Genomic DNA, 22,988 nt, shown 5'->3' on the forward strand with positions numbered 1-22,988 from the left:
CAGTGCATCAGGCGTTGAGCCGCGTCGGGATGTGTGCGTAGCCACGGAATGTCGTGTTCGGCCCGAGTATCGGCCTCCCGGCGAGCGTCATATCGGGGAACCGGTCGAACAGCTTGCGCAGCCCGATCTCGCCCTCCAGACGCGCCAGCGGGGCGCCGATGCAGAAGTGCGCGCCCGAGCCGAATCCCAGGTGGTCCCTGGCATTTTCGCGGGTGATGTCGAACCGGGTCGGTTCGGGGAAGACCTCGGGATCGCGGCTCGCGCCGGCCAGCAGCACCGCGACCATCCGCCCACGCGGGATCGGCACCCCGGCGACCTCGGTGTCGCGGGCGGGGTAGCGAACGGTGAACTGCACCGGAGCGTCGATGCGCAGGATCTCTTCGATCGCATTGCGCCAGCGTTCGGGCTGGGCGCCCAGCAGTTCGAGTTGATCGCGGTCGCCGAGTAGCCGCACGGTGCCGGCGCCGATCAGGGTCACGGTGGTCTCGAATCCGGCGAACAGCAGCAGCCCGGCGACCGACACCAGTTCGGCCTCGCTGAGCCCTCCGGCCGGGTCGATGGCCTTTTCGGCATCGGAGGCCGAGACGATGCGGCTGAGCAGATTGTCGCCGGGGTCGCGCCGCAGCGCGTCGAAGTGCTGCAGCAGCCAGTCGTTCATCTCCCGCAGCGTCGCCGAGATATCGCGGTAGGTCCGGAGGGGGACGCCCCAGTCCGCGGCGGGCAGGATGCGCTCACCCCAGTCGAGGAAGGTGCTCTGCAATTCCGGTGGGACGCCGAGGATCTCGGCGATCGCCAGCACCGGCAGGGTGCCGGCGTACTCGGTCACGATATCGACGGTAGCGCCGCCGTGCTGCCGCCGCTCCACCTCGTCGAGCAACTCGGTCGCGATCTGCCCGACCCGGGTTCGCAGTGCCTCGATCGCCTTGGGGGTGAACGCCTTGCTCGCGATCCGCCGCAGCCGCAGATGGTCGGCGCCATTGTTCATCAGCATCGACGGCCGATCGGTCAACCCGCCGACGGCGGCGTCATCGCGCGACCACTCGAGTACGGCCTGCATCGGGCGCGGCATCAGTTCTTCGGGTATGCCGGAGCGGAATTCGTCGCCGCGCAGGATCTGCATCGCCACGCTGTGGCGCGAGGTCGCCATGACGTACCGGCCCGGCACCACCGGTGCGGCGGTGCGCACCAGGTCGTAATACCCGTACGGATCGGCCTTCAGTGCCGGGTCGGTGTTCAGGCGGGCGAACATATCGCCGGTGCGGGCGCCGAGTTTCAATGCGACGCCGGGCACGCCCTGCCGGACACCCCAGCGCACCGCGGTGCGTACGTCGGAGCGGCTCGGGATGCGCACGCGGCGGGCCGCGGCGGTGAACTGTGCGACTCGGCCGGCCGCTTCCGGGTCGGTGCCGTCACGCTGTGTGGTCATGTGCCAGTTCGCTTTTCCGGATCGGAGCCGACGACAGCGGCCGGGTAGCGCTGGTGAAGGAGTAGTCCGACAGCGGTGAGCGCCGGGAAAACCGATTCATCTGGCTGACCGTTTGCGGCCGGTAGTACCGGGCCTCACCCTTGGAGTTGACGAAGTAGGTGCGAATCTTGGGCTGGCATTCGGTGGCGTAGAGACGAACCACCTTGCCCTGGTGCTGCATTCGCCGGACCCACCCGGCAAAAGCGGCATCGGTTACCTCGGCCACGGGATATCCCCGCCGCCGTGATTCGGCGATGATGCGAACCGCATGCCGGGCAACGGCTTCCACATAGACCTGCCAGGACTGTCCCTGATTTCCCTCGGGCCCCACCAGGACCCACCGATTGGGCAGGCCCGGCAGTGCGCAGCCGCCGTAGGTGCGCATCTCATGGGTTCGGTAGTAGGTGCCCAGATCGAATCCGTCGCGACCGACGACCGCGCCCACCCGGTAGGACTCCGGATCGGTGAACAGTTCGTAGCCGGTAGCGGTGACCAGCAGATCGACCTCGCGATGGGTGCCGTCCGCGGTCTGGATTCCGGTCTCGGTGATGCGCGTGATGGGTGAGGTCACCAGTGTCACCGCACCGGAGTCGATCGATTGCAGGAAGTTGTCCGACATCACCGGCCGGCGGGCCAGGACACCATAGGACGGCATGAGCTGCTCGCGTGTCGTCTCGTCGGCGATCGTGTCGCGCAAGAGCTTTCGGTACCAGCGGCGTGCCAGCACGTCATATTTGGGAATCACCCTCCGCAGCAACGATTCCGGCAGCAGCGGCAGGACATGGAACAGCATGAACAAGGCGACGTTCATGAATCCGGCCATGATCGAATTGATCCCGGTGAGCGCGAACCGGTTGTCCAGGAAGCGCTGGGCGCGTGCCGACAGCTGCCGGTTGGATTTGGGGATCACCCACGAGGGCGTGCGCTGGTAAGAGTGGACCGACTCGGCACTCTGTGCCACGGCGGGCGCGATCTGCGCCCCGCTCGACCCGGTGCCGATGACTGCCACCCGCTTGCCCGAATAGTCATACGAGTGGTCCCAGTGGTTGGGGCGCAATACTTTTCCGGTGAAGTCGGCCAGTCCGGCGATGTCGGGACCCGGCTTGGGATTGATGTACCCGCCGACAGCGCTGATGACATAGCGGGCGCGCACCGGTGCCTTGCCTGCGATGGTGAGTTCCCATTGCGCGCGGCCGGCATCCCAGCGCTCGGCGACGACCTCGCTGTTTCCCCGGAAGTACGGGCGCAGACCGAGGTCGTCCACGACGCCCAGATTGTATCGATGGATCTCCGATCCCTCGGCGAACACCCTGCTCCACCGTCCGGTTCTGGCGAAGGTGAACTGATAGCACAGTGACGGGATATCCACCTCGAGGCCGGGATACGTGTTGTCCCGCCATGATCCGCCGAAGTCGTCGGCGCGATCCAAGATCACGAAATTGTCGATCCCGGCCTCGAGCAGGTAGTGCGCGGTGGCGATCCCTCCCGGTCCGGCTCCGATGACGGCTACTTCGCATTCGGTCACTGTGGGAGGCATCGCTATTCACCTGTGTGCTTTCCGGATCGATCGCTGTGCGCAGAAGTACGTATTGAACAAATTATGACAATGTGTTCAATGTGTCAATGCGCTGGCGCAGGCGGGCATCGTGCCGCCTTCCGGTGTTTCACTCCGCTGTCGCCGCGCTGTCCTCGCTCTCCGGCGCGTCCACGGCCTTCGACAGGTTCACGCTCTCCGGCGCGGGCTTGCGCGGATTCCAGTGGTTGAACATCAGGTTCAGCAGGAACACCACGATGACCGCGGAGGTGATCGGGCTGCTGGCGATCATCTGGAAATTGACCGGGAACTGGGTGTAGATCGACGGGGCGACTGCCGGCAGCAGCGCGACGGACAGCGTCACCGCGATGATCAACATATTGTTGGTGCCCTCGAACTGAACCTTGTGCAGAACTCGGAGCCCGACCGCGGTCACCATGGCGAACATGACCGTCGCCGCGCCGCCCACCACCGGACCGGGCAGTGCGGCAACAACACTGCCGACCTTCGGAATCAGGCCCAGCGCCACCAGCATGCCGCCGCAGGCCGCCACCACCCAGCGGCTGCGGACGCCGGTCAGGCCGACCAGGCCGACATTTTCGGCGAAGGCGGTGTCGGGGAACGAGTTCATGACCCCGGCCAGTACCGCGGAGAGCCCGTCGGCGGCCAGGCCGCGCGCCAGATCTCCCGGTTCCAGCGGCTTGTCGACCATCTCCGCCACGGCGACCATGTCCGCGGTCGATTCGGTGAAGGTCACCAGCATGACCACGCACATCGAAATGATCGCGGCGACATGGAATTGCGGTGCGCCGAAGGTGAACGGCTGCGAGACGCCGAACCAGCCCGCGTGCCCGACGCCCGACAGATCGACCAGGCCCATCGGCACCGCGACCAGTGTGCCGAGCGCGACGCTGATCAGCACCGCGAGCTGACTCAGCAGCCCGCGCCCGAACTTGTGGATCAGCACGATGAGGGCGATCACCAGCCCGGCCAGCGCAATGTGTGACATCTGGCCGTAGTCCGCCGCTTTCGGATCATTACCGGCGATGAGCCCGGCATCGGCCCCGATGAGCGACAGTCCGATCACACAGATCACGCAGCCGGACACCAGCGGTGGGAAGAACCGGACCACCTTGGCAAAGAACCGGGCGATGGCCAAGCCGAATACCCCGGACACCAGAATCGCACCGTAGACCGTCGGCAATCCGGCCTCGCCGCCGCCGAATTGCTCGGCGATCAGAATCATGGGGGAGACCACGGTGAAGGTGGCGCCGGCGACCACCGGCAGTCGCACACCGAGAATGCGGCCGATACCCACGGCTTGAATGATCGTGACAATGCCTGACACCAGCAAGTCGGCATTGATCAGGACGCCGATGGTGTGTGCGGGCAGTTTCAGTGCGCCGCCGACGAGCAGCGGCACCGCGACCGCGCCCGCATACATGATCGCCAGGTGCTGCAGGCCGAGCAGTACCAGTCGTGGGGGCCGCGGGACTTCATCGACCGGATGCGGCGGTGCGGCGGGATCGGATAAACGAGCGGAGCGCGAAAATCGCATGTGCATGGCGTGTCTCCTGGACAAGCGGAAATACGGCCGGAACAACCGGGGGGCTACATCGAAATGCCATGCGCCGACGTCCGGTTCAGGTCGCAATGACATATCTAACTCCAGAAATGTCACCAGCACTGCGTTTTATGTGATAGTCCAGGTGAATCATGCTGAGGATTACCGGCTTTGGTGTGATCCTACAATTGTCCGAGTAATGGCCGGTGCGTTCGGAAATGTGCTCGCAGATCCGCTCAATTCTCGTCCGCATTCATCGCGGCGGATTTCCGCGCGGATGTTCTCGGCGGCTATGGCGTGCACCCGTTCCGGCGTGCAAAATCGTTGTGCGCGACTGTTCGGACTATGCGACGAGGGCGAGATGAGTGGCCTCGGCCCGGCCGTCGCCTGCGCGCGTCATCAGGCGGGTGATCGCCTCGGCGACATGCCTGGGCTGCTCGAGAATCACCGAGTGGCCGGCGCCCTCGATCATCACGAAATCCGAGTAGTCGACCGCGGCGGCCATGGCGATGGAATGTGACGGCGGCGTCATCAGATCGGCGGAGCCGCACAGCACCAAGGTCGGGATCTTCGACAGGGCAGGAAGGGCCCCGGTTTGGTCGTAGCCCAGGAATGCGCTCAAGAAGCCCGCCATTGTGACGATCGGCGTCTCGTTGTGCATCGCATTGGCGAGGCTGAGCACGCGCGCGCTGACCTTGCGATCACCGAATTCGGCGGTCCGGATAATCGGTCCGAAGACCTTGCAGGCCAATAACTTTGCGTGGCGCATCAGGCGCGGGGCGCGCCGCACGGCGGCCTGGAATGCCGAAACGATCGGGTGGCGCAGGAGGCGGCCGAAGCCGGCGTCGGCCAGCCCGCTCGCGGCGGTCGCGATGAGTGCCACGCCGGCGATGCGGGTGCCGATCTCGTGCGGATTCTGGCTGACGTAGGTCAGGACGGTCATGCCGCCCATCGAGTGGCCGACGAGGATGACCGGTCCGGTGGGAGCGACGGCGTCGAGAACCTCGCGCAGGTCGTAGCCGAGTTGCGCGAGATTGTAGGTCTGCCGGGACGCCGTGGCGGAGTCGCCGTGGCCGCGGTGGTCGTAGCAGACGACCCGGGCGCCGGGATACCGGCGCAACAGCGCGTCGCGGACGTCGGTCCAGGATTCGGTGCGCTGGCAATGTCCGTGGAGCAGGACGACGGTGAGCTTCGCATTTCGCGGACCGTATTCACGGACCGCGAGTGCCACACGGTCTTCGGTCGAGACCGTGGCACGACGTTCGGCCGAGGCGGCAATCGTGCTGGATATCGACATTGGAGGCTCCGGTTCGCTGGTGGTGACCTAACTGTCCGCCGTATTCGCCGCCGGTATCAGGACCCCGAGTGCTGGGGTCGGACCCCCGAGGGGGAGGAGATCACCACCCAAGGTGGGGGTTGCCGACAGCGGGTCGAGGCGGCAACGCCGGCGAGATGGTGGCGTACCTCCGACGGCGGTGAATTAGGCTGGCGTAGTGGGCGAGGCAATGACTCCGGGGGCGCAGGGCAATTCCGGCTTCGAGCTGGGTACCGACGGCCCGCTGGTAATCGCGGTCGGTGTCGACGGCTCCGAGTCCTCGTGGCGGGCAGCCGCTTACGCGGCGGGTCTCGCGAGGCGACAGCACGCCCTGCTTGCGGTCATTTATGTCCATCCATGGATGGCGATGGTGGCGGCCCTGGGAACCGATGTGCAGTCGATTACGTCGGAGATCGCCGACGACCTGGACCGCGAGATTCGAGAATCTATCGAGCGGGTCAAGGACATCTACACTATCCGGTGGAAATTCCTCACCCGGCGCGGCGATGCCTTCGCCGAATTGGCAAAGGCCGCAGACGAACTCGGCGCCGATGCGGTTGTCGTCGGCGCCTCTGCGCAGGCCGGGCACCGACTGGTGGGCTCGGTCGCTATGCGGCTGGTGCGAGCCGGACGCTGGCCGGTGACCGTCGTGCCGTAGTGGTTGGCGGATAGCGCTCGGCAATCTCGCAGATAAGTGGACAGGGAATTTCAGTAGTGACGGAACCTCGGCACGAGGCGCACGAGCGGGCCAGTTGGGCCGAGTTGTTCTTCGATCTGGTGTTGGTGTTCGCGGTGACGCAGGCGGCACATGTGCCGGTCGCGGAACAGAGTTGGGCCGCCGTGGGCCAGACGGTGTTATTGCTCGCGATCATGTGGTGGTCGTGGGTGGGGACGACATTGACTGTGCACGGAGTGGAGGATTCGAACAGTCAGCGGATCTTCTTGTTCGCGTGCGGGTTGTGCGTGTTCGTCATCGCGATTACCGCGCCCCATGCGTTCACCGGATACGGCCAGCCGATGCTGCTCGCGGTGGCGCATCTGGTGTTGCGGCTGCTGCTGTGGGACGCGGTGCGGCGCAAGGGGGCGTTTGCGCAGGCGGGGACCCTCGGCAATTGGATCAACCCGTACACCGTGACCCTGATCAGTGCCCTCCTGCTGGTGGGTGCCGCGGCGGCGCCGGCGGGCGGAATTCGCAATGGGCTCTGGATTATTGCGGTCCTGCTGGCCTTCGGTGGTCCGGCACTGCTGGCGCGGCGGCTCGGGGCCGTGCAGTTCGGTGCGACCCACCTGCCCGAGCGGTTCGGCACCTTCGTCATCATCGCGCTCGGGGAAATGGTGGCCTCGGTGGGTTCCGCCGCGGCCGAGTCCCAGCTCGGGGTGGTGTCCTGGGGCAGTGTGGTGCTGACCTTCGTGCTCGGTTGTGGGCTGTGGTGGCTGTACTTCGCCTACGGGTTCTCAGCGGTGGAACATTCGCTGCGCACCAATCAGGTGCGCGGCGGCGTGGTGCGAGATGTGCTGAGCTATGGGCACCTACTGCTGGTGGTCGGCCTGGTCCTGGTCGCGGTGGGTGCGCGCACCATGGTCGGGGCGCCGACCGCGATTCCGCACGGAGTCACCGGATACCTACTACCGATGGGCGCCGCGCTCTACGTGTCGGCATTCTGCTTCACCCGCTGGCGCATGTTCGGCGCGCCCACCGTGGGCAGAACCAGCACAGCACTGGTACTCGCCGCGCTCGCCGCAGCCGCACCGTTGCTGCCGGAGATCGTGATGCTGTCCCTCGTGACCGCGATCCTCCTCGCGCTCAATGGCTACGAGCACTGGACGGTGGCAACGGGCCGCCCGTTAGTCCTGCTCCGCCGCCCGGCGATCTAGCTACTGCGCCGCATCCAGGTAGCGTCGGAGCCAAGTGACGAGGCCGCTGTGGCGCAGGAGGAGGATTGCGATGGATGTCAACCGCCCGATCGTTGTCGGAATCGATGGTTCGGATGCCGCCTTGACGTCGGTGCGCTGGGCTGCGATTGATGCCGTTCGGCACGGCTGCCCGTTGCACCTCGTGTATGCCGGAGTGCCGGCAGCGGAGTCGGGCCCGATCTCTGCTGATCGAGAAATTCTGCGGCGGGACGGGGATGCGGTTGTCGCGCAGGCGACCGCGGCGGCGATCGAGGCCGCCGCGCCGGTCGGGACCGTTGATATCAAGGCGTTTGTTGTCGATACGCCGTCGATTTCGGTCCTGGTCGATTTCTCCGAGAATGCCCGGCTCCTGGTTGTCGGTGCGGGCGGGCTCGGCTCGAGTGTGCTCGGTTCGGTGAGCAGTGCGGTGGCGCGGCGGGCGCACTGTCCGGTCGCGGTGGTCCCCGCTGCCGGCGCTGACAGTGGCAAGAAGCCCGGTCCGGTGGTGGTCGGTGTCGACGGATCGGCGTACAGCACGGTGGCCATCGAGATCGGCTTCGACGAAGCGTCGTCGCGGTCGGCGGAACTTGTTGCCGTGCATGCCTGGACTCGGCCAATGTTGCACGGCACCCGTCCTGAACTGGAGGAAGAGCCCGAGGCGCTGCTGGCGGCGAATCTCGCCGGTTACGCCGAACGCTATCCCGAGGTCGAGGTCCACCGGGTTGTCGTCGAAGGCTATGCGGTCGATCACCTGATCGAGCGCGCCGCGAGCGCGCAGCTCATGGTGCTCGGAAGTCATGGGCGGAACGCGCTGTCCGCCATGATTATCGGCTCGACGAGTCAGGCGGTGCTGGACGAGATCAACTGCCCAACCATCATCGCCCGCCCGTCGGCCGGCTGATTCTCTGCGCTACTGCATCAATGGAGCAAACGGTACATATCGTGTGCGCGGGCACGATTTGGGCAGCAGGTACTTCGCGGCAGCGCACTGCCAATCTGGTCGGTACGCCGTGAAACCGGCTCTCCGGGAGGTACTCTCGTTGTGATGGGGCATCGAGCACTGCTAGCGCTGGTATGTATCGTTCTGGCTGCATTGTGCGCGGTCATCACGCCTGGAACTGCCGCAGCCGATCCCGGGCTACCGCCGGTCGGGAGCAATTTCCTGTGGGGTGTGTCGAGTTCCGGGTTCCAGAGCGAAGGCTCTGCACCGGACAGTAATTGGAGCCGCTACGCCGGATCCGGCCGGGCCGAGGGCTACCGCGATTCTGTCGATTTCTTTCATCGCTACGGTGAAGATATCCAGCATGCGTCCGACCTCGGTGTCGGCGTCTACCGGATCAGCGTGGAATGGGCGCGGGTGCAGCCGAATCCGGGCGAATGGGATTTCTCCTTCTACGACAGCGTGATCGCACGGATTCGTGCGGCCGGGATGCGGCCGATGATCACCCTGGACCACTGGGTATTCCCGGGGTGGGAGGTCGATCGCGGCGGCTGGCGTAATCCGGGCATGGTCAATGATTGGCTGTTGAACGCCCGTGCTGTGGTGGATCGCTACGCGGGGTCCGATCCGCTGTGGGTCACCTTCAACGAGCCACTGGCCTATGTGGGACAGGAGCAGCGGATCGGTGATCTCGGCGTGCTCGATGTCGCGCCCATGATCGATCGGATGGTCACCGCGCACCGGGGGATCTACGACTACATCCACTCCCGGCAGGCCGATGCCATGGTCACCAGCAATATCGCGTACTCGGCTATCGGTGCTGGGCAAGCGGATGCGTCCTTCGCGGATCGCATCGCCGACAAACTCGACTACGTCGGAATCGATTACTACTACGGCGGATCGCTGAGCAATCCGCCGAATCTGGCCGCGATGCTGACCAATCAGCCGTCGAGTCTCGTCCTGGAGCCCGAGGGCATCTACTACGTGCTGCGGCGATATGCGCAGAAGTTTCCGGGCCGGCCCCTCTACGTCGTCGAGAACGGTATGCCCTCCGATAACGGCTCACCCACCACAGACGGCATGACCCGTGCGGATAACTTGCGCGACACCGTCTATTGGGTGCAGCGCGCGAAGGCCGACGGCATGAACGTCATGGGCTACAACTACTGGAGTATCACCGACAACTACGAATGGGGCAGTTACTCACCACGTTTCGGCCTCTACACCGTCGACGTCACCACCGACCCCGGACTGACCCGGCACCCCACCGACGCGGTGGGCGCCTACCACGACATCACCGCCGGCGGCGGCGTACCCGCCGGTTACCTGCCCACCAGAGCCCCGGCCCTGTGCTCCATGCAGGACCTGCCGTCGAGTTGCATCGCCCCGGTCGGCGTCCCGGGACGCTGACCGGCGCATTTGCCGACGAAGCTCGAGTCGATGTGGTTTCTCAGGTGAACAGCGAGCCGGTCTGCGGGTTGATCCAGAGCGGGAGTCCATCGGCGAGACACACACTGCCGGAATTGATTCCGACACGGTGGACCTCGATATCGAGATGCCCGGTCGCGGTGTAGCCGTCCGGCTTGTGCTGCCGCACCTCAATGGTGTGCCAGCCGAGATTGCCGGGGGTCCACAGCACCTCCGGATCCCCGTTCGCATCGAGCGTGACCGGCCCCAAGGGGGCGCCATTGTCGCTGATCTCGAATCCACTGCCGGCCGGATCGGTGATGCCCGCCTGGATGGTCTGCGGGCAGCCCATGACCGGACCCTGGCTACCGGTGTTGTAGACGATGACGCCGACGATCTCTGCGCCGGCATGCGGGGCGGCGGGAAGCAGAACCGCCACGGTGGAGCAGGCCGCGACCGCGAGGCCGCGCCGGAACGGATGAGCTGTCATGATGCGATTCCTTCGGGTGGGTTCATCCAACGGAGTAGTGCAACGATGACCTGCCGCGTAGACCTCAGCCAGGTGTGCCACCGATCTTCTCATCCAGGGTGATGCCGGCGATCCGCAGTTCTCGACATCACCGACCACGGACTACTCCTACTGGAAACAGCCCCCGGCATCACCGTCGACGAAGTCCGCACCGCCACAGCCGCCGATTTCCGGATCGCCCCGACGGTACTGGCGATAGGGGAAAGGCGATATGACTGAAGTTTCTGTCAGGAGTTGCTGTGGTGGTGGTCGTTGAGGACTGTGGTAGGACGGATTTCGCCGGTTGTCAGTTGCCGGGCTACTTCGGTCAGGCGGGTGCTGCGGCGCCGTCCGTAGGAGCGCAGTGCTTGGAATGCCTGGTCCATGTCGAGGTTGCCTGCTTGTGCGAGAACACCTTTGGCCTGTTCGATAGTGACGCGGTTGACCAATGCGCCCTGCAGTTGTTCGGTGAGTATCTCGCTGCGGTGGATGGCTCGTTCCTGGAGGATTCCGATGGTCGCGGTGTCGGCGAGGGCCTGGGCGACTCGAACGTCTTGTTCGTGCATGGGCTCTGGTGTGCAGCCGAAGAGATTCAATGCGCCGATGGTCTCGTGGCGCAGTCGCATCGGGATCGCGTGCACTGCGGCGAACCCTTCGTTCAGGGCTTGCGGGACGAATTTCGGCCAGCGGTCCGCTGCTTCGGTGAGGTCGGCAACGAGGACCGGTTCGCCGGAGTGCACGCAATCCCAGCACGGACCCTCGCTGGTCTGGATCTGGTACAGCTCGAGCATTGCGGCCTGTTCGGTGGAAGAGGCCAGCATCTGCAGACCACCACGCTGGTCGGACATGAGGATTCCGGCGGCGGCGGCGTCGAAGAGCTGAACACACTGGGAGACGAGTTCGTGCAGGACATCCACGACGTCGTAGTCGTCGACCAGAGTGTCTGCCATCTGCACGAACGCGTCCAGGAGCCTGGACTCTCGTTCGCCGCTCGACAGTTGTGCATCGGACATGGCGCTATCTCCGTTCAAGGCTGATCCAGGGCGAGGGGGTCGATACGACGAGCGACCAGATCATCCGCGACATCGTCGACCAGACGTCCGGTAGCGAATGCGTATCCGCGCAGCCGCGCGAGTGCGTGGTCCGCGGAGATGTCGAGTGCGGCAATGAGCATCCCGGTCGCCTGGTGTACCTGTGTGCGATTTGCCGGCAGATCGGTCCACCACACCGCATCCGAGGTGCTCGGGCGCATCCCGAGCAGGGCGAGGGTCACGATATCGACGACTTGCAGGGCAATGGCCACATCGGCGGTGGACAGCCAGCCGGACTCTTCGCGATAGAGATCCATCGCGCCGAAACTGATCACGCCGCGGATCAGCGGAAATGCGAAGATCGCGCCGACCGGCTGGCCGACCATTTCCGCGGCGAAGACCGGCCACGTCGTGATCGTGGCGGCGCGCAGGTCCGCGACCAGTACCGGGCGGCGGGTCCGGACCGCCTCGAAACATGGTCCTTCGCCGAGGCTGAATTGCAGCGCCTCGATCTTGGCGACGACTTCGTCACTGGCATACAGTGTTTCGCGCCTGTCGGTGTCGGTCATCAGTGAGATCGAGGCACCGTCGATCGGTAGTAGTTCCACACACGATCGACCCAGCTGCGCCACCGCGTCCAGGGCGCCGTCGCTGTTGTGCAAGGCGAACAGCAGCGCCTCCCGAGCGTTGCTTACCGAGTCACTGGTCGGGTCGGACTCACCGACGACCATCACCGCCCTCGTAACGAGGCCATCGGGCGCACGGCCACATTCATTGAAGTACCGCGATTCTTTGAATAGCGCGTGGGATTGAGACCGGTCACTTGCCGTCTTACCCGATGGTTCGAACTCCAACCGGTACCGACCCCAGCCGTGACTGTTAGGCTATAACAGCAGGCACGGCTCCACGAGAAATCGTGTGCTCGAATACATCTGCTGTCCTTGACCCAGGCAGTCGAAACGCATCAGCGCGACGACGAAGGGCAGCATTCTGTACACCGGATCCCAGTCCCTGGAACCCGCGGGCAACGCCATGCGCAGTGCCCGTCGGCGTGCGCAGTGCGGCGTCAGGATTCCTCCGCCCTCGCAACGTCTGCCCCGGTGATGGGCCCCGTCGTAAATTTTCGCCGAAATCAGGCAGTGATGCCGAATTCGGCTGTCCGCCCTCGTGTTTCGCGTAAGAACTACGGGGGCGGCCGTTGCGGCGATATCGAACCGCTGCTGGCCGATCTGACCCGCCTCAGCGCGGCGGCTCCGGGCCGAATTGTCTTGCGGGAGGAAGCGATCGCGCGGTGCCTGCCGCTGGCCGAACAGATTGCCCGCAGGTTCGCCGGCCGCGGTGCGTCCTTCGACGACCTGCTGCAGGTTGCCCGTCTGGGGCTTGTGCACGCGGTGGATCGTTTCGACCCCGTTGATGGCGCGCCATTTCTGGCCTTCGCGGTGCCCATCATTGTCGGTGAGGTTCGCCGGTTCTTCCGCGATGGCACCTGGGAGCTGCGAGTCCCGCGGCGAGTCATAGAAATTCAGCAGCTGCTCGGCCCGGCCACCGAGGCACTGACGCAGCAGTTGGGCCGCCCGCCCATTGCCAGGCAGATCGCGGCCGAACTGGGCTTCGATCTGGGCGAGGTCACCCAGGCGCTGGTCGCCCGCAACGCTTACCGAACCGCTCCGATCTAAGACGAAAGGCTCGTCTCAGCTGGTCAGGCGCTGGGTAATTCGCCACAGGCGGCGCGGTAGCTCGCCCTCTTCGAATGCGCGGATATCACGCAGGTGCCAGCCCTCGGCGAGGTCGACAACAAGGTACCGGTAGAAGAAGTGCACGGCGAAGCCGTTGTGCTCGAAAATGTCGTCGCCGTGCGCGATTCCGACGCCGTAGTACGGGTCACCGGTGTGGCGCACGGTGTACACGAAGGTTCCGTGCGGGCGCAGGACGCGGCGAACTTCGCTGACCAGCGCGTGGATTTCGTTGGTGGACAGCGCCATACACAGCAGCATATGTGCGAATACCGCGTCCACGGACGCGTCCGCCTGCGGCAGCGGCCCGCGTACATCGACCACGACTGTGGACGGAGCCTCCACGCCCTCCGCCGCTGCGCGGTCTCGCAGCTGTTCGAGGCCGGTATCGCTGAAATCGGCGGCCTGCACAGCGAATCCGAGCCGCACGAAATGCAGGCTGTCGCGACCCTGGCCTGCGCCCAGCTCCAGGACGTCATGCGCGCCGGCCGACCGGAATACCTCGGCCGCATACAGCGCCGGCGCCGAGGGCTGGTTGCCGTACAGCTGCGGATGGGCTTCGTAGGCTTGTTGCCAGCGTTCGTGTTGGATCCGGACCAGTTCCTGGTCTTGTCGTCGCATCGGACAGCCCTTTTCCACGCAGACGCCGCGGCTCGAGCCCCGTTCACGCAGCAGCGGGCATCGATCCGCCGATGCTTCAAGTACACGCCTCCCAGAACACGGTATCGACAACGCAGATCTAGATCTGAAAACGCTTTGACAGGTGTTCGGTGTCGTTGCCGCAGTGCCTCTCGAACCGGCGCATGCGCAACGGCCGCGCCGGATTGCTGAATGTCACTGTGCCGGTGGCTCTTTGGTGCGAAGTCGAGTGTCGACATAGCTTTCGCCGCTGTGGTGGGCGCGGGCGAGCTCCTTGACAGGCAGGTCGGCGTCGAACGGGACAATGGTTGCCGCGGCGTTGGGAATGCCGCTGACCACCGCGGCTATGTGGTCGGCGGTGTGATCGTGCAGCAGGCGTCCGACGATCGGGCTGTAGGTGCGGCGCGGCAGCACAATGGTGACCTCGGTGCTCGCATCGGCGGCCGCGGCGGCGATCAGCTGTAGCGCCGTATGCGGCAGGCGGCGATCGGGGCAGGGGAGTAGTTCCAATTCGACAGCACCGTGCTCGACCGCATTCCAGCTCGCCGCCAGCCGCCGGGCGTGCGCGCTGTCGATGGCAAAGTGTATGGCCCGCAAGGTATCCGGCTTCATGCCACGGGAGTACCGCAGCGCCCGCAGCGTGGCGAGGTCGAGATTGTCGACAAACAGCAGCACGAGGTGGCGCTCGTAGGTGGGCTGGGTGTCGAAGACCGGCGCCAGCACCGCCGGCGCGGCCTCCTCCTCCCGATATCGACGATTGAGCCTGATGAGGGCTGGCACCAACAGGGGGAACAGCACGACCACGAGCCATGGTGAATCCGGTGAAGACTCCGATGGCATAGAAGGGCACCAGCGAGTTGACCTTCGCTCCGGTGACCACCAGTAATGCCACCGACGTCACCGCGAGCACGATGATGCCGTTCGAGAACACCAGGCGGTGACCACGTTTGGTCACGGTCAGGCCGCCGAGCAACTCCCGCACAATGCCGACCACGATCATCGTCGTCATGGCCCCGATGAAGAGGTAGGTGGGAAAAGCGAAGGCGCGCCCCGCTTCTCGCAGACCACGCAGATTGCCGAAAGCGATCAGCCCGACAACACCGACGGTGACCACGTAGTCGATCAGCAGCGCCACCGCCGCGATTTGGGCGACCCGCGGGCCGAAGTTCTCCCCGGCGACCACATACGACCCGCCGGCTTTGGTGTAGACCTGCACGATCTCGCGGTAGGACAGCGTCATCAACAACAAGATGACCAGCACGACCCCCGTGATCGGCAGTACGAGGGTGAACGACAGCACGCCGAGGATCGGAAGTAATTCCAGCAGCATCTCCTCGGTGCCATAGGCGGGGGAGGAGATGCAATCAGGTGAGAGCACACCGAGCGCGATCGGCTTGGACAGTCGCTGATCAGCCAGCTCGTCGGTCACCAAGGGCGGACCCAGCAGCCGGCGCTTCAACCGATATCCCACCGACTCCCGGACCGCCCTCGCACCTGGATCCGCAGCCACGCGGGAGTGCTCCATATCGACTCCTGTCTACCGTTCATCCAGGGAGGGCAGCACCGTTTCCCGGATTATCAGCAAGAGCGCGGCGGCGACCGGGATGGCGAGCAGCGCTCCGACAATGCCGAGCAGTGCGCCGCCGAGCAGGACCGACACCACGGTCACTATTGCGGGGACTTGCACTGTCCTGCCGATGATTCGGGGGACGAGCAGGTAGTCCTCGAGCAATCGCAGCACGATGAAGAAGCTGATGGTGGCGGCGGCTATCGGCAGCGATACCGTCAGCGAGACCAGCACCACGATGATGCCGGCGACGCTGGAGCCCACCACCGGTATCAGGTCCAGGATGGCGACCAGGACGGCGAGCAACAGCGGGTACGGCACATCGAAAATCGACAGCCACACAAAAGCCAGTATCGCGGTAATGAGCGAGATGACCAGGTTCCCGAGGATATAGCCGCCCACTTTGACGAAGATCTCGTCGCCGATCAGGATCGCGCGCGGTCGTCGCGAGCGTGGGAAGAGCCGATAGAAATAGGCTCGGACCTGCGGAAAATTGGCCATGAAGTAGCAGGTCAGCACCGCGACCATGACTGTCTCGCTGACAATGCTGAACAACACGCGACCGGCGCCGAGGACGCCGCCGATCAGACCGGCGGGATCGGATCCGAGCCCTTGCTGAAGCCGGTCCTGTAGATGGAATCGGGTATTGAGTGTGCCGATCAGCGGATACCGCTGCGAGAGGTGGCTGACGTAGCCCGGGGCATTGTGGACCAGCGCACCGCCCTGCGTCACCAGCGGCGGTATCGCGGCCGCGAGAAACCCTGCGAAAAGGCCGAGGGCCACCACGGACACCGTGGTCACCGCGGCCCATCGCGGAAACCACGGCCGAACAAGCCAGGACACAGCGGGTTCCAGACCGATCGCCAGAAACAGCGCGATGGTGATCAGTACCAGTACCTGACTCACGGCGAGCACCGTCTGGATCACGCCGAAGGTCACCGCGACCCCGGCCGCGCCGGCCAGGCCGATCATGAACGGCGAACGCCGATCGAATCGCCGTCCCGGCTTGCCGAGCGGATTCTCCTGCGTGCTGGCCCGGGCCGCCGCCGCTTCCGCGGCGATCATCTGCTCACCCTCGTCCGCGGTGTGCGGCTGCGCAACCGCGTCGCTATGACCCGTTTCCGCGGCATCGCCGGCGGGCTCGTCCGCCGGTTCGTTTTCGCGGTCTCCGCTCATGGTGTCGTCTATTTCGATACTCCCGCAGCGATCGGCGGGCTCAGCGGTGCTGCCGGACCGTGTGCCTGTTCCAGTCTGCGACGTTCGATTCGCTTGGCATCAACCAGCATTCGGCCCAGTAGAACCAGTGCGATGAGACCGACAACCGAGCCCCACAGCAAGACGAGGCTGGCGCTGTCGGCGACGTGGTACCGCAGGACGGTGAAGTCACCGGTCAGCGAGTGCGGATCACCGCCGGTGGAAAAGACTGCCGCAAGCCCGGCGATGACGGCGACGATGAGTACGAATACACCTACAGCGGTGATCATGAAGGACCTCTGGTGGGGCAGATTGCTGTCTTCAGTACACGCTTCCCCCCGCTTGATGTCAACAGTGTAGGTCTACACTGAAGTGCGGTTGGCGCGGAGAAATTCCCCGGGGCTGAGCACCCCTCGACGTCGTGGTTATATCGTAGTCAATCGTTGTAGGTCTACAGTGTTGACACAGTGCTATGGGCGGCGTCTACTGAGAGAAGCAATAGATCCGAGCACGGGGCGTCAACCATGACCACACAGCACAACCGCCCGGCCCACTCCAATTGCACCGGCCGCGCCGATGCTGCGACCGATGAACCCGGCAACGGTGCCGGGCAGGGCGTCGACGAACAGCCCCACACCCCGCAGACGTGGCGTGGGCCCACTGTTCGATCGCACCCACGTGGCGACCAACGTTGATAACTGCGCTTCCATCGGCATCATCACCCTCTGCCGCGTGACACCTCATCTATCTCAGAAATCAGGTATCAGCTCATGCTCATTCTCGGAATCGTTCTCATCGTCGTAGGACTACTGCTGGGTTTCCCGCTGCTCGTCACCGTCGGCGTCATTGTCGCTGTGATCGGTGCGGTGCTCATGCTGGCAGGCATGGCCGGGCACGCGGTTGGCGGGCGACGTCACTACTACTGAAACCTGCACCAGCACTGCGGTATTCAAGTTTAGAGCTAGACAATGAGAACCTCCGCAAACGACCGCCAGAGAACGCGGGGCGGTAGTCGCTCGAGTATCGGGATCGCCGGCATCGTCACGCTGCTGGTATTCGTGTGGCTGATCATCGGCGCCGTTGCCGGCGGGCAGCGCCATTACTACGACAGTGCGCCCACCAACTGCGCGAGCACCGGAACCATCGCGGAAACCATCGTCGCCGGCCCTCTCAACTATCTCGGTATGAACCCGAAGATCGCTGACTGCCACGTCGATGTGCCGCAACCGAGTCCGTAATCGCCGGGCGGTGTGCGATCCCCGCACGCCGCCCTTCTCCACAGTCCCGACACATTTGGACCGCCATGACGAGTTCACCGCGAACAATTGACGACACAATGAGTCTGCCCCAGGTCGCTTCCCGCGGCGAATGGCTGATCGGCCGCGAGGAGGTGCTGGCTCAGGACCGAGCAGCGACCCGTGTCCGTGATGCGGTCGGGGTGCAACGCAGGCGACTGCCGATGGTCAAGCTGGACAAGGGATACGTCTTCGAGGGCCCGGGCGGCACGGCCACCCTGCTGGATCTGTTCGGCGGTATGCGCAGGCTCCTGGTCTGCCACTTCCTGCTCGATCCCGAGGGGGCGCAGGAATGCGCCAGTTGCAGTGCTGCGGCCGAAGAGGTTTCCAGCGATCTACTCGCCCGGCTGCGGCGCCGGGACACCGCGCTGGTCGCGGTCTCGCACGCGCCGCTGGCCGCGATCGGCAGCTACCAGGCGCGCAGAGGCTGGGAGTTCCCCTGGTACTCCTGCTTCGGCAGCGATTTCGACTACGACTTCCACGCGCGGCGCGAATACCGCGACCCCGGTGATATCCCGGGCCGGCACGCCTTTCAGCACCAAGGCGCCCGCCTGTTCCATGCCTACTCCATGTTCGCCCGGCGCGCCGAAACCGTTGGCAGCTGGTGCTATTGGCTCGATCTGACCGCACGCGCCGAGTGAATGACCAGACATGAGGTCCGGGTGAGTGTGGCAAGCTGGCTGCTCAGTGCCGGTGAGCGCGGAAATCGGGTGACCCGGCTGGACCGGCGGCACCGAGACGGCGCGGCGTGGACCGCGGGCAACGAGGTCCGTCCGCTGGTCCATGGGGTGTCATATTTCGCCGAACTCGTGCGATGCGTGCGATTGATGCGTGCCGGAGATCTGCTGCTGTTCACCGACTGGCGTGGCGATCCGGACCAGGCGATGAGCGCGGAGGGCATCGAGATCTCAACCCTGCTGTGCGAGACCGCTACTCGCGGGGTGGTGGTGAAAGGCCTGGTCTGGCGGTCGCACCTGGACGCTTTCGCATTCAGTGAGCAGCAGAACCGCCACCTCGGTGAGGAGATCGAGGCCGCGGGTGGCGAATGCCTGCGCGATATGCGGGTGCGCCTGGGCGGGTCGCACCATCAGAAATTCATGGTGCTCCGTCATCCCGGCCGGCCGCAGCTCGATATCGCCTTTGTCGGCGGAATCGACCTGTGCCACAGTCGACGTGACGATGGCGACCACCACGGCGACGATCAGCCACAGCCGTTCGCGGCGGCTTACGGCCCGCGCCCGCCCTGGCACGACATCCAGCTCGCGATCCGTGGCCCCGCCGTCGGTGATATCGAAACGGTGTTCCGGGAACGGTGGGAGGATCCGGCGCCGTTGATCCGAAACCCGATCGACCGCATCATCGATGCGCTGCGCCGTGAGGACACCAGGCCCGGACCGCTGCCGGCGCAGTTGCCCGATCCACGCCCACGAGGTTCACACACCGTGCAGGTGCTGCGGACATATCCGTACCGGCGCGCGGCCCGGTATCCCTTTGCTCCCGAGGGCGAACGCAGCATCGCCCGCGCCTACGAGAAGGCCATGGCGCGCGCCCACACGCTGATCTACGTCGAGGATCAGTACTTCTGGTCGGTGGACGTCGCCGCGTGTTTCGCTGCGGCGCTGCGCGCGAATCCCGGATTGCATCTCATCGCGGTTGTGCCCCGTTGTCCTGACCAGGACGGACGACTGTCGCAGCCACCCAACCTGGTGGGCCAGCAACACGCACTCGACCATATTCGCGCTGCCGGCGGCGACCGTGTTGCGATCTACGGTATCGAAAACGAAGCGGGCACACCGGTTTACGTCCATGCCAAGGTGTGTGTCGTCGACGACGTCTGGGCTTCGGTCGGTTCGGGCAACCTGAACCGCAGATCCTGGACCCATGACTCCGAGCTGTCCTGCGCGATACTGGACGAGGCCGGTGATCCGCGAATCCCGCTGTCGGTGAGCCGATTCGGTGACGAGGCCCGCTTCTTCGCCCGCGAGCTGCGACTCGAACTGGCGCGGGAACACCTCGGACGAGCCCCCGGCGACGACTCCGACCTCGTCGATCCCCGTACCGCGTTCGCCGCCTTCGCCGACAGCGCCGCGAGCCTCGCGCACTGGTACGCCGGCGGGAAACAGGGACCGCGACCGCCCGGCCGGCTGCGCCCCCATGATTCACCTCGGCTCAGCCGGGCAACCCTGACTTGGGCAACCCCGCTGTATCGGACGTTCTACGACCCGGACGGACGGCCGTGGGGCCTTCGGCGCCGACATCGCTTCTGACCGTCGCCGAGTCAACCGTCATCGCACGACGTGCACGAAGAAGTAATTATGTCTGACGCCAACCGTTCCCAGGTGTCCTCCGCCGAATCGCCTGCGGTGTCCTCCGACAACTCGTCGTCCAGGGCGGGCCGGATTGCGCAGAACGGCGTCTTCGAGCGTTTCGCCCGGGCCGGCTTCGTTATGAGCGGCATCGTGCATCTGCTCATCGGCTATTTGGCGCACAACCCTACGGCGCGTTCCTGCTCGTCGTGGCGGGGCTGGGCATCATCACCTACGGCCTCTACAGCTTCGTCAGGGCCCGCTACACCAAGATGTAGCAGGGCTTGGCCATTCGTTCACCTGGGTGGTAGGCGAAATCGCAGCAGTGAGGTAATCACTTTTCGAGCGTCGGCTCGCTTTCGAGGTTTGCGGGCAAGTACGGCCGTAGCGACTGACAGGAGCATGGCGATCGACCACAGCAGCGCCATCAGTGCGAGTACGTCGGTGTCGAATTGCATGGTGGCTCCCGCCTGGTCCGAATTCGTCAGCGTGTCAGCCGATTCCGGCACGGGTTGTGTCGAGGCTGGCGAACGATTCGTATTCAGGCTAGGGAGACATCCGGGCGGTATTGCTCATCCGCGTTGGCTGATATGCAAGCCCTGTGATGGGGGACCGGCGAAATGGCAGCTGTTGACCCAATTCGCCGATGACGTTCGGCGCCAACCGGATCTGGCGATTCTGTTCCAAGTTATTTGGGTTGACCCGATGGCTCGGCAAGATCGCCTCGGATGAGCCGGTAGACGGCCTGGCCGTCGGCGGCCCGCCGGCATGAGACGGCCTGGAAGCCGTCCGTGAGGAGATGGCCGAGTACCGCGCAAATCCGCTGCTGCCGGACAACGAGGTCGCGGCTGGGATGCTCGCCGTATACCGAGGGCACCGCGAGCAGCACCGTTCCGGTTCGGGGGTCGATGGCGGGGTTTCCGATATCGAGGCCGGCCGGGGGCGGTGGCCAGCGCCGGTGGGGCGGTGCGGTCAGTTCCCAATGGGTCAGGATGCGGTCGGTGGGGCGGCCCCGATCGCGTCCAGTGTCCTCGACGCCGTAGAGGTTCGGCGCGAATCCGCGACTGCGGGCGCCCAGAACATCGAGGTAGAAGTAGGCATTGTCGGTGCGCAGCGGATCATAGGCCCAGCGGGCGGTGTCGACGCCGCGGGCCAGCGAGATATCCCGCAGGCGATGCATCAGTACCCTGCCGACCCCGAGGTTCCGTAGCTCCGCGCGGACGACCAGTAACTCCATATAGTGATAGACGGAGGCAGCGTGGCTCTCACCGTCGAGGTCGCGTCCCAAGAAGGTGTAACTGAATCCAGCTAATAGCCCATTAACCTTGGCGCCGAGCACAATTCCGCCATTGTGGGCGAGGGCAGCGAGCAGCCGGGGACTGGGGGCGGGATCGTCCGGCTTCAAGCCGAATACGTCCCGATACAGCGTGATCGGGTCAGACCAGCTATCGAGCTCGTTGAGCTCGTTGACCTTGATGAATTCGGTCATGGCTGCCAAAACGTGAAAGTGTTGCTCAAAAGGATCATGAAACCGTACCGGCCCTCGACTATTCACCGATCAGTTATTGGTCGGTTATCTTCCGGGGCAATGCATTTCGATGTGCTAATTCGTGGCGGCCTGATATTAGACGGAACTGGACGACCTGGCTACCGTGCAGACATCGGCGTAGTCGGTGATCGGATGCGTGAGATCGGTGCCTGCGACGAAGCGCATGCGCGGCACGAGATCGACGCAACGGGTCGTTACGTAGTTCCCGGTTTCATCGACGCTCATTTGCACGCCGATGCGGTCATTCACGAGCAGGGCACGCAACTGGCTCTGCTGCGACAGGGTGTGACGACCGTGGTGCTGGGCCAGGACGGACTGTCTTTCGCCCCTGCCACTTCGGCGGCATTAGCCTGGGTGTCAAGGTATTTCGCCGCGGTCAACGGCTGCCGGGTCGCTGGGGCGGGGGAGGCCGGATCGTCGTCGATCGGCTCCGGACCGTCGCTGACCGTCGCCGAACTGCTCGACGGCTATCGCCGTACGACGGCGGTGAACACGGTGTACCTGGTGCCGCACGGGACCGTGAGGTACAGCGTCATGCGGGGGTCACCGAAGGCGCCCGATTCGGACCAGCTGGCGGCCATGGTCCGGCTCGTCGAGGAGGGCATCGACCAAGGCGCGGCAGGCATTTCGTCGGGCTTGGGCTACCTGCCGGGCCGATTCGCCACCGTGCACGAGCTTGCCGCGCTCTGCGCGCCGGCCGCGCGCCGGGAGCTGCCCTACGTGACCCATATGCGCGGGTACGGTCATCAGGCGGATCTGGGCATGGTGGAGGCCTGCGAGATCGGCCGCAAAGCCCGCATAGCGGTGCATGTTTCGCACTACCACGGTCCGAGCGGTCAGCTGGTCGGGCTGATCGACGCCGCCCGCCGCAGCGGCATCGACATCACCTACGACACCTACCCGTACCGGCGTGGATGCAGCATCCTGGCGCGCATGCTGCCGGATTGGTTCGGCGGCGCCGAACTCGACCACGTGCTCGATCGATTGACCGATCGGACTTCGCGCCGCCGGTTCGCCGCGGAAAGCGATCCGGAGCAGTGGCGGACAT

22 protein-coding genes and 2 pseudogenes are annotated in these 22,988 nt (G+C 65.0%); 12 read left to right on the forward strand and 12 right to left on the reverse strand.

Annotated elements, in window-relative coordinates:
• Window positions 1-7: 7 nt before the first annotated feature.
• The 4 genes from JWN03_RS08025 to JWN03_RS08040 all read right to left on the reverse strand — a co-directional run bounded on the left by JWN03_RS08025 (window position 8) and on the right by JWN03_RS08040 (window position 5,860).
• The gene (locus JWN03_RS08025) at window positions 8-1,426 is read right to left on the reverse strand and encodes a cytochrome P450 (RefSeq protein ID WP_297611983.1); all 1,419 of its coding nucleotides are present in this window, start codon (window positions 1,424-1,426) and stop codon (window positions 8-10) included.
• Window positions 1,410-3,002 carry a flavin-containing monooxygenase gene (locus tag JWN03_RS08030; RefSeq protein WP_297611985.1) on the reverse strand — a complete coding sequence of 531 codons (1,593 nt, stop codon included), beginning with the start codon at window positions 3,000-3,002 and terminating at the stop codon, window positions 1,410-1,412. Before JWN03_RS08030 ends, JWN03_RS08025 begins: the two co-directional genes overlap by 17 nt.
• Before the next feature lie 127 nt (window positions 3,003-3,129).
• On the reverse strand, window positions 3,130-4,563 hold the full coding sequence (locus tag JWN03_RS08035) for a nucleobase:cation symporter-2 family protein (protein ID WP_297611988.1): 1,434 nt from the start codon (window positions 4,561-4,563) through the stop codon (window positions 3,130-3,132).
• A gap of 343 nt (window positions 4,564-4,906) precedes the next feature.
• A complete protein-coding gene (locus JWN03_RS08040) occupies window positions 4,907-5,860 on the reverse strand; it encodes an alpha/beta fold hydrolase (protein ID WP_297611991.1) in 954 nt (317 codons plus the stop codon).
• Window positions 5,861-6,056: 196 nt separating this feature from the next.
• Here JWN03_RS08040 and JWN03_RS08045 point away from each other — a divergent pair, with 196 nt between their 5' ends.
• The 4 genes from JWN03_RS08045 (at window position 6,057) to JWN03_RS08060 (ending at window position 10,121) form a co-directional block, all read left to right on the forward strand.
• Entirely contained in the window at window positions 6,057-6,536 is a 480-nt protein-coding gene (locus JWN03_RS08045) for a universal stress protein (RefSeq protein ID WP_297611993.1), read from the forward strand.
• A 56-nt stretch (window positions 6,537-6,592) separates the two neighbouring features.
• Complete coding sequence (locus JWN03_RS08050; protein WP_297611996.1) at window positions 6,593-7,753, forward strand: low temperature requirement protein A; 1,161 nt, start codon at window positions 6,593-6,595, stop codon at window positions 7,751-7,753.
• Window positions 7,754-7,823: 70 nt separating this feature from the next.
• The gene (locus tag JWN03_RS08055) at window positions 7,824-8,672 is read left to right on the forward strand and encodes a universal stress protein (protein WP_297611999.1); all 849 of its coding nucleotides are present in this window, start codon (window positions 7,824-7,826) and stop codon (window positions 8,670-8,672) included.
• Window positions 8,673-8,816: 144 nt separating this feature from the next.
• On the forward strand, window positions 8,817-10,121 hold the full coding sequence (locus tag JWN03_RS08060) for a family 1 glycosylhydrolase (protein WP_297612002.1): 1,305 nt from the start codon (window positions 8,817-8,819) through the stop codon (window positions 10,119-10,121).
• A gap of 40 nt (window positions 10,122-10,161) precedes the next feature.
• On the opposite strand, the gene JWN03_RS08065 is transcribed toward JWN03_RS08060, so the two are convergent.
• The 3 genes from JWN03_RS08065 to JWN03_RS08075 form a co-directional block, all read right to left on the reverse strand.
• Window positions 10,162-10,608, reverse strand: a complete 447-nt coding sequence (locus JWN03_RS08065) for a hypothetical protein (RefSeq protein WP_297612004.1) — start codon at window positions 10,606-10,608, stop codon at window positions 10,162-10,164.
• A 266-nt stretch (window positions 10,609-10,874) separates the two neighbouring features.
• On the reverse strand, window positions 10,875-11,639 hold the full coding sequence (locus JWN03_RS08070; RefSeq protein WP_297612007.1) for a GAF and ANTAR domain-containing protein: 765 nt from the start codon (window positions 11,637-11,639) through the stop codon (window positions 10,875-10,877).
• A 14-nt stretch (window positions 11,640-11,653) separates the two neighbouring features.
• A complete protein-coding gene (locus JWN03_RS08075) occupies window positions 11,654-12,388 on the reverse strand; it encodes a GAF and ANTAR domain-containing protein (protein ID WP_297612009.1) in 735 nt (244 codons plus the stop codon).
• Between the two features lie 411 nt (window positions 12,389-12,799).
• Here JWN03_RS08075 and JWN03_RS08080 point away from each other — a divergent pair, with 411 nt between their 5' ends.
• A complete protein-coding gene (locus JWN03_RS08080; protein WP_441342950.1) occupies window positions 12,800-13,333 on the forward strand; it encodes a sigma-70 family RNA polymerase sigma factor in 534 nt (177 codons plus the stop codon).
• Window positions 13,334-13,348: 15 nt separating this feature from the next.
• Here JWN03_RS08080 and JWN03_RS08085 read toward each other — a convergent pair whose 3' ends face one another.
• From JWN03_RS08085 to JWN03_RS08105, 4 genes and pseudogenes are all read right to left on the reverse strand, one after another.
• Complete coding sequence (locus tag JWN03_RS08085) at window positions 13,349-14,011, reverse strand: class I SAM-dependent methyltransferase (RefSeq protein WP_297612012.1); 663 nt, start codon at window positions 14,009-14,011, stop codon at window positions 13,349-13,351.
• Between the two features lie 624 nt (window positions 14,012-14,635).
• Window positions 14,636-15,539: pseudogene (locus JWN03_RS45770) on the reverse strand (hypothetical protein); the annotation flags it as partial.
• A 27-nt stretch (window positions 15,540-15,566) separates the two neighbouring features.
• On the reverse strand, window positions 15,567-16,772 hold the full coding sequence (locus JWN03_RS08100) for an AI-2E family transporter (protein ID WP_297612019.1): 1,206 nt from the start codon (window positions 16,770-16,772) through the stop codon (window positions 15,567-15,569).
• An 8-nt stretch (window positions 16,773-16,780) separates the two neighbouring features.
• A complete protein-coding gene (locus tag JWN03_RS08105) occupies window positions 16,781-17,080 on the reverse strand; it encodes a hypothetical protein (RefSeq protein WP_297612022.1) in 300 nt (99 codons plus the stop codon).
• A 480-nt stretch (window positions 17,081-17,560) separates the two neighbouring features.
• On the opposite strand from JWN03_RS08105, the gene JWN03_RS08110 reads away from it, so the two are divergent.
• From JWN03_RS08110 to JWN03_RS08130, 6 genes and pseudogenes are all read left to right on the forward strand, one after another.
• Window positions 17,561-17,716, forward strand: coding sequence for a DUF6131 family protein (locus tag JWN03_RS08110; RefSeq protein ID WP_297612025.1), 156 nt, complete (start codon window positions 17,561-17,563; stop codon window positions 17,714-17,716).
• A gap of 42 nt (window positions 17,717-17,758) precedes the next feature.
• Window positions 17,759-18,028 (forward strand): hypothetical protein, encoded by a 270-nt coding sequence (locus JWN03_RS08115; RefSeq protein ID WP_441342951.1) that lies wholly within the window; start codon window positions 17,759-17,761, stop codon window positions 18,026-18,028.
• A 98-nt stretch (window positions 18,029-18,126) separates the two neighbouring features.
• Window positions 18,127-18,726 carry a DUF899 family protein gene (locus tag JWN03_RS08120; protein WP_297612028.1) on the forward strand — a complete coding sequence of 200 codons (600 nt, stop codon included), beginning with the start codon at window positions 18,127-18,129 and terminating at the stop codon, window positions 18,724-18,726.
• Window positions 18,727-20,352, forward strand: coding sequence for a phospholipase D family protein (locus JWN03_RS08125; protein ID WP_441342952.1), 1,626 nt, complete (start codon window positions 18,727-18,729; stop codon window positions 20,350-20,352). It abuts the gene before it with no gap.
• Between the two features lie 132 nt (window positions 20,353-20,484).
• Window positions 20,485-20,571: pseudogene (locus JWN03_RS45775) on the forward strand (DUF1206 domain-containing protein); the annotation flags it as partial.
• A gap of 29 nt (window positions 20,572-20,600) precedes the next feature.
• Complete coding sequence (locus JWN03_RS08130; protein WP_366914375.1) at window positions 20,601-20,669, forward strand: hypothetical protein; 69 nt, start codon at window positions 20,601-20,603, stop codon at window positions 20,667-20,669.
• A 410-nt stretch (window positions 20,670-21,079) separates the two neighbouring features.
• Here JWN03_RS08130 and JWN03_RS08135 read toward each other — a convergent pair whose 3' ends face one another.
• Window positions 21,080-21,880, reverse strand: coding sequence for a GNAT family N-acetyltransferase (locus JWN03_RS08135; RefSeq protein ID WP_297612033.1), 801 nt, complete (start codon window positions 21,878-21,880; stop codon window positions 21,080-21,082).
• 192 nt (window positions 21,881-22,072) lie between these two features.
• Between JWN03_RS08135 and JWN03_RS08140 the strand changes: the two genes are divergently transcribed.
• Window positions 22,073-22,988, forward strand: a 916-nt coding sequence (locus JWN03_RS08140) for an amidohydrolase family protein (RefSeq protein WP_297612036.1), incomplete at its 3' end; no start/stop codon positions are given.

This window comes from Nocardia sp. (genome assembly GCF_025465275.1).
Taxonomy (GTDB): Bacteria; Actinomycetota; Actinomycetes; order Mycobacteriales; family Mycobacteriaceae; genus Nocardia.

Excerpts from the sequence above, each read along its gene's own strand:
- JWN03_RS08025 (WP_297611983.1), bottom strand. The coding sequence starts at position 1,426 with ATGACCACACAGCGTGACGGCACCGACCCGGAAGCGGCCGGCCGAGTC.
- JWN03_RS08030 (WP_297611985.1), bottom strand. The coding sequence starts at position 3,002 with ATGCCTCCCACAGTGACCGAATGCGAAGTAGCCGTCATCGGAGCCGGA.
- JWN03_RS08035 (WP_297611988.1), bottom strand. The coding sequence starts at position 4,563 with ATGCACATGCGATTTTCGCGCTCCGCTCGTTTATCCGATCCCGCCGCA.
- JWN03_RS08040 (WP_297611991.1), bottom strand. The coding sequence starts at position 5,860 with ATGTCGATATCCAGCACGATTGCCGCCTCGGCCGAACGTCGTGCCACG.
- JWN03_RS08055 (WP_297611999.1), top strand. The coding sequence starts at position 7,824 with ATGGATGTCAACCGCCCGATCGTTGTCGGAATCGATGGTTCGGATGCC.
- JWN03_RS08060 (WP_297612002.1), top strand. The coding sequence starts at position 8,817 with ATGGGGCATCGAGCACTGCTAGCGCTGGTATGTATCGTTCTGGCTGCA.
- JWN03_RS08065 (WP_297612004.1), bottom strand. The coding sequence starts at position 10,608 with ATGACAGCTCATCCGTTCCGGCGCGGCCTCGCGGTCGCGGCCTGCTCC.
- JWN03_RS08070 (WP_297612007.1), bottom strand. The coding sequence starts at position 11,639 with ATGTCCGATGCACAACTGTCGAGCGGCGAACGAGAGTCCAGGCTCCTG.
- JWN03_RS08075 (WP_297612009.1), bottom strand. The coding sequence starts at position 12,388 with ATGGTCGTCGGTGAGTCCGACCCGACCAGTGACTCGGTAAGCAACGCT.
- JWN03_RS08080 (WP_441342950.1), top strand. The coding sequence starts at position 12,800 with ATGCCGAATTCGGCTGTCCGCCCTCGTGTTTCGCGTAAGAACTACGGG.
- JWN03_RS08085 (WP_297612012.1), bottom strand. The coding sequence starts at position 14,011 with ATGCGACGACAAGACCAGGAACTGGTCCGGATCCAACACGAACGCTGG.
- JWN03_RS08100 (WP_297612019.1), bottom strand. The coding sequence starts at position 16,772 with ATGAGCGGAGACCGCGAAAACGAACCGGCGGACGAGCCCGCCGGCGAT.
- JWN03_RS08105 (WP_297612022.1), bottom strand. The coding sequence starts at position 17,080 with ATGATCACCGCTGTAGGTGTATTCGTACTCATCGTCGCCGTCATCGCC.
- JWN03_RS08110 (WP_297612025.1), top strand. The coding sequence starts at position 17,561 with ATGCTCATTCTCGGAATCGTTCTCATCGTCGTAGGACTACTGCTGGGT.
- JWN03_RS08115 (WP_441342951.1), top strand. The coding sequence starts at position 17,759 with ATGAGAACCTCCGCAAACGACCGCCAGAGAACGCGGGGCGGTAGTCGC.
- JWN03_RS08120 (WP_297612028.1), top strand. The coding sequence starts at position 18,127 with ATGAGTCTGCCCCAGGTCGCTTCCCGCGGCGAATGGCTGATCGGCCGC.
- JWN03_RS08125 (WP_441342952.1), top strand. The coding sequence starts at position 18,727 with ATGACCAGACATGAGGTCCGGGTGAGTGTGGCAAGCTGGCTGCTCAGT.
- JWN03_RS08135 (WP_297612033.1), bottom strand. The coding sequence starts at position 21,880 with ATGACCGAATTCATCAAGGTCAACGAGCTCAACGAGCTCGATAGCTGG.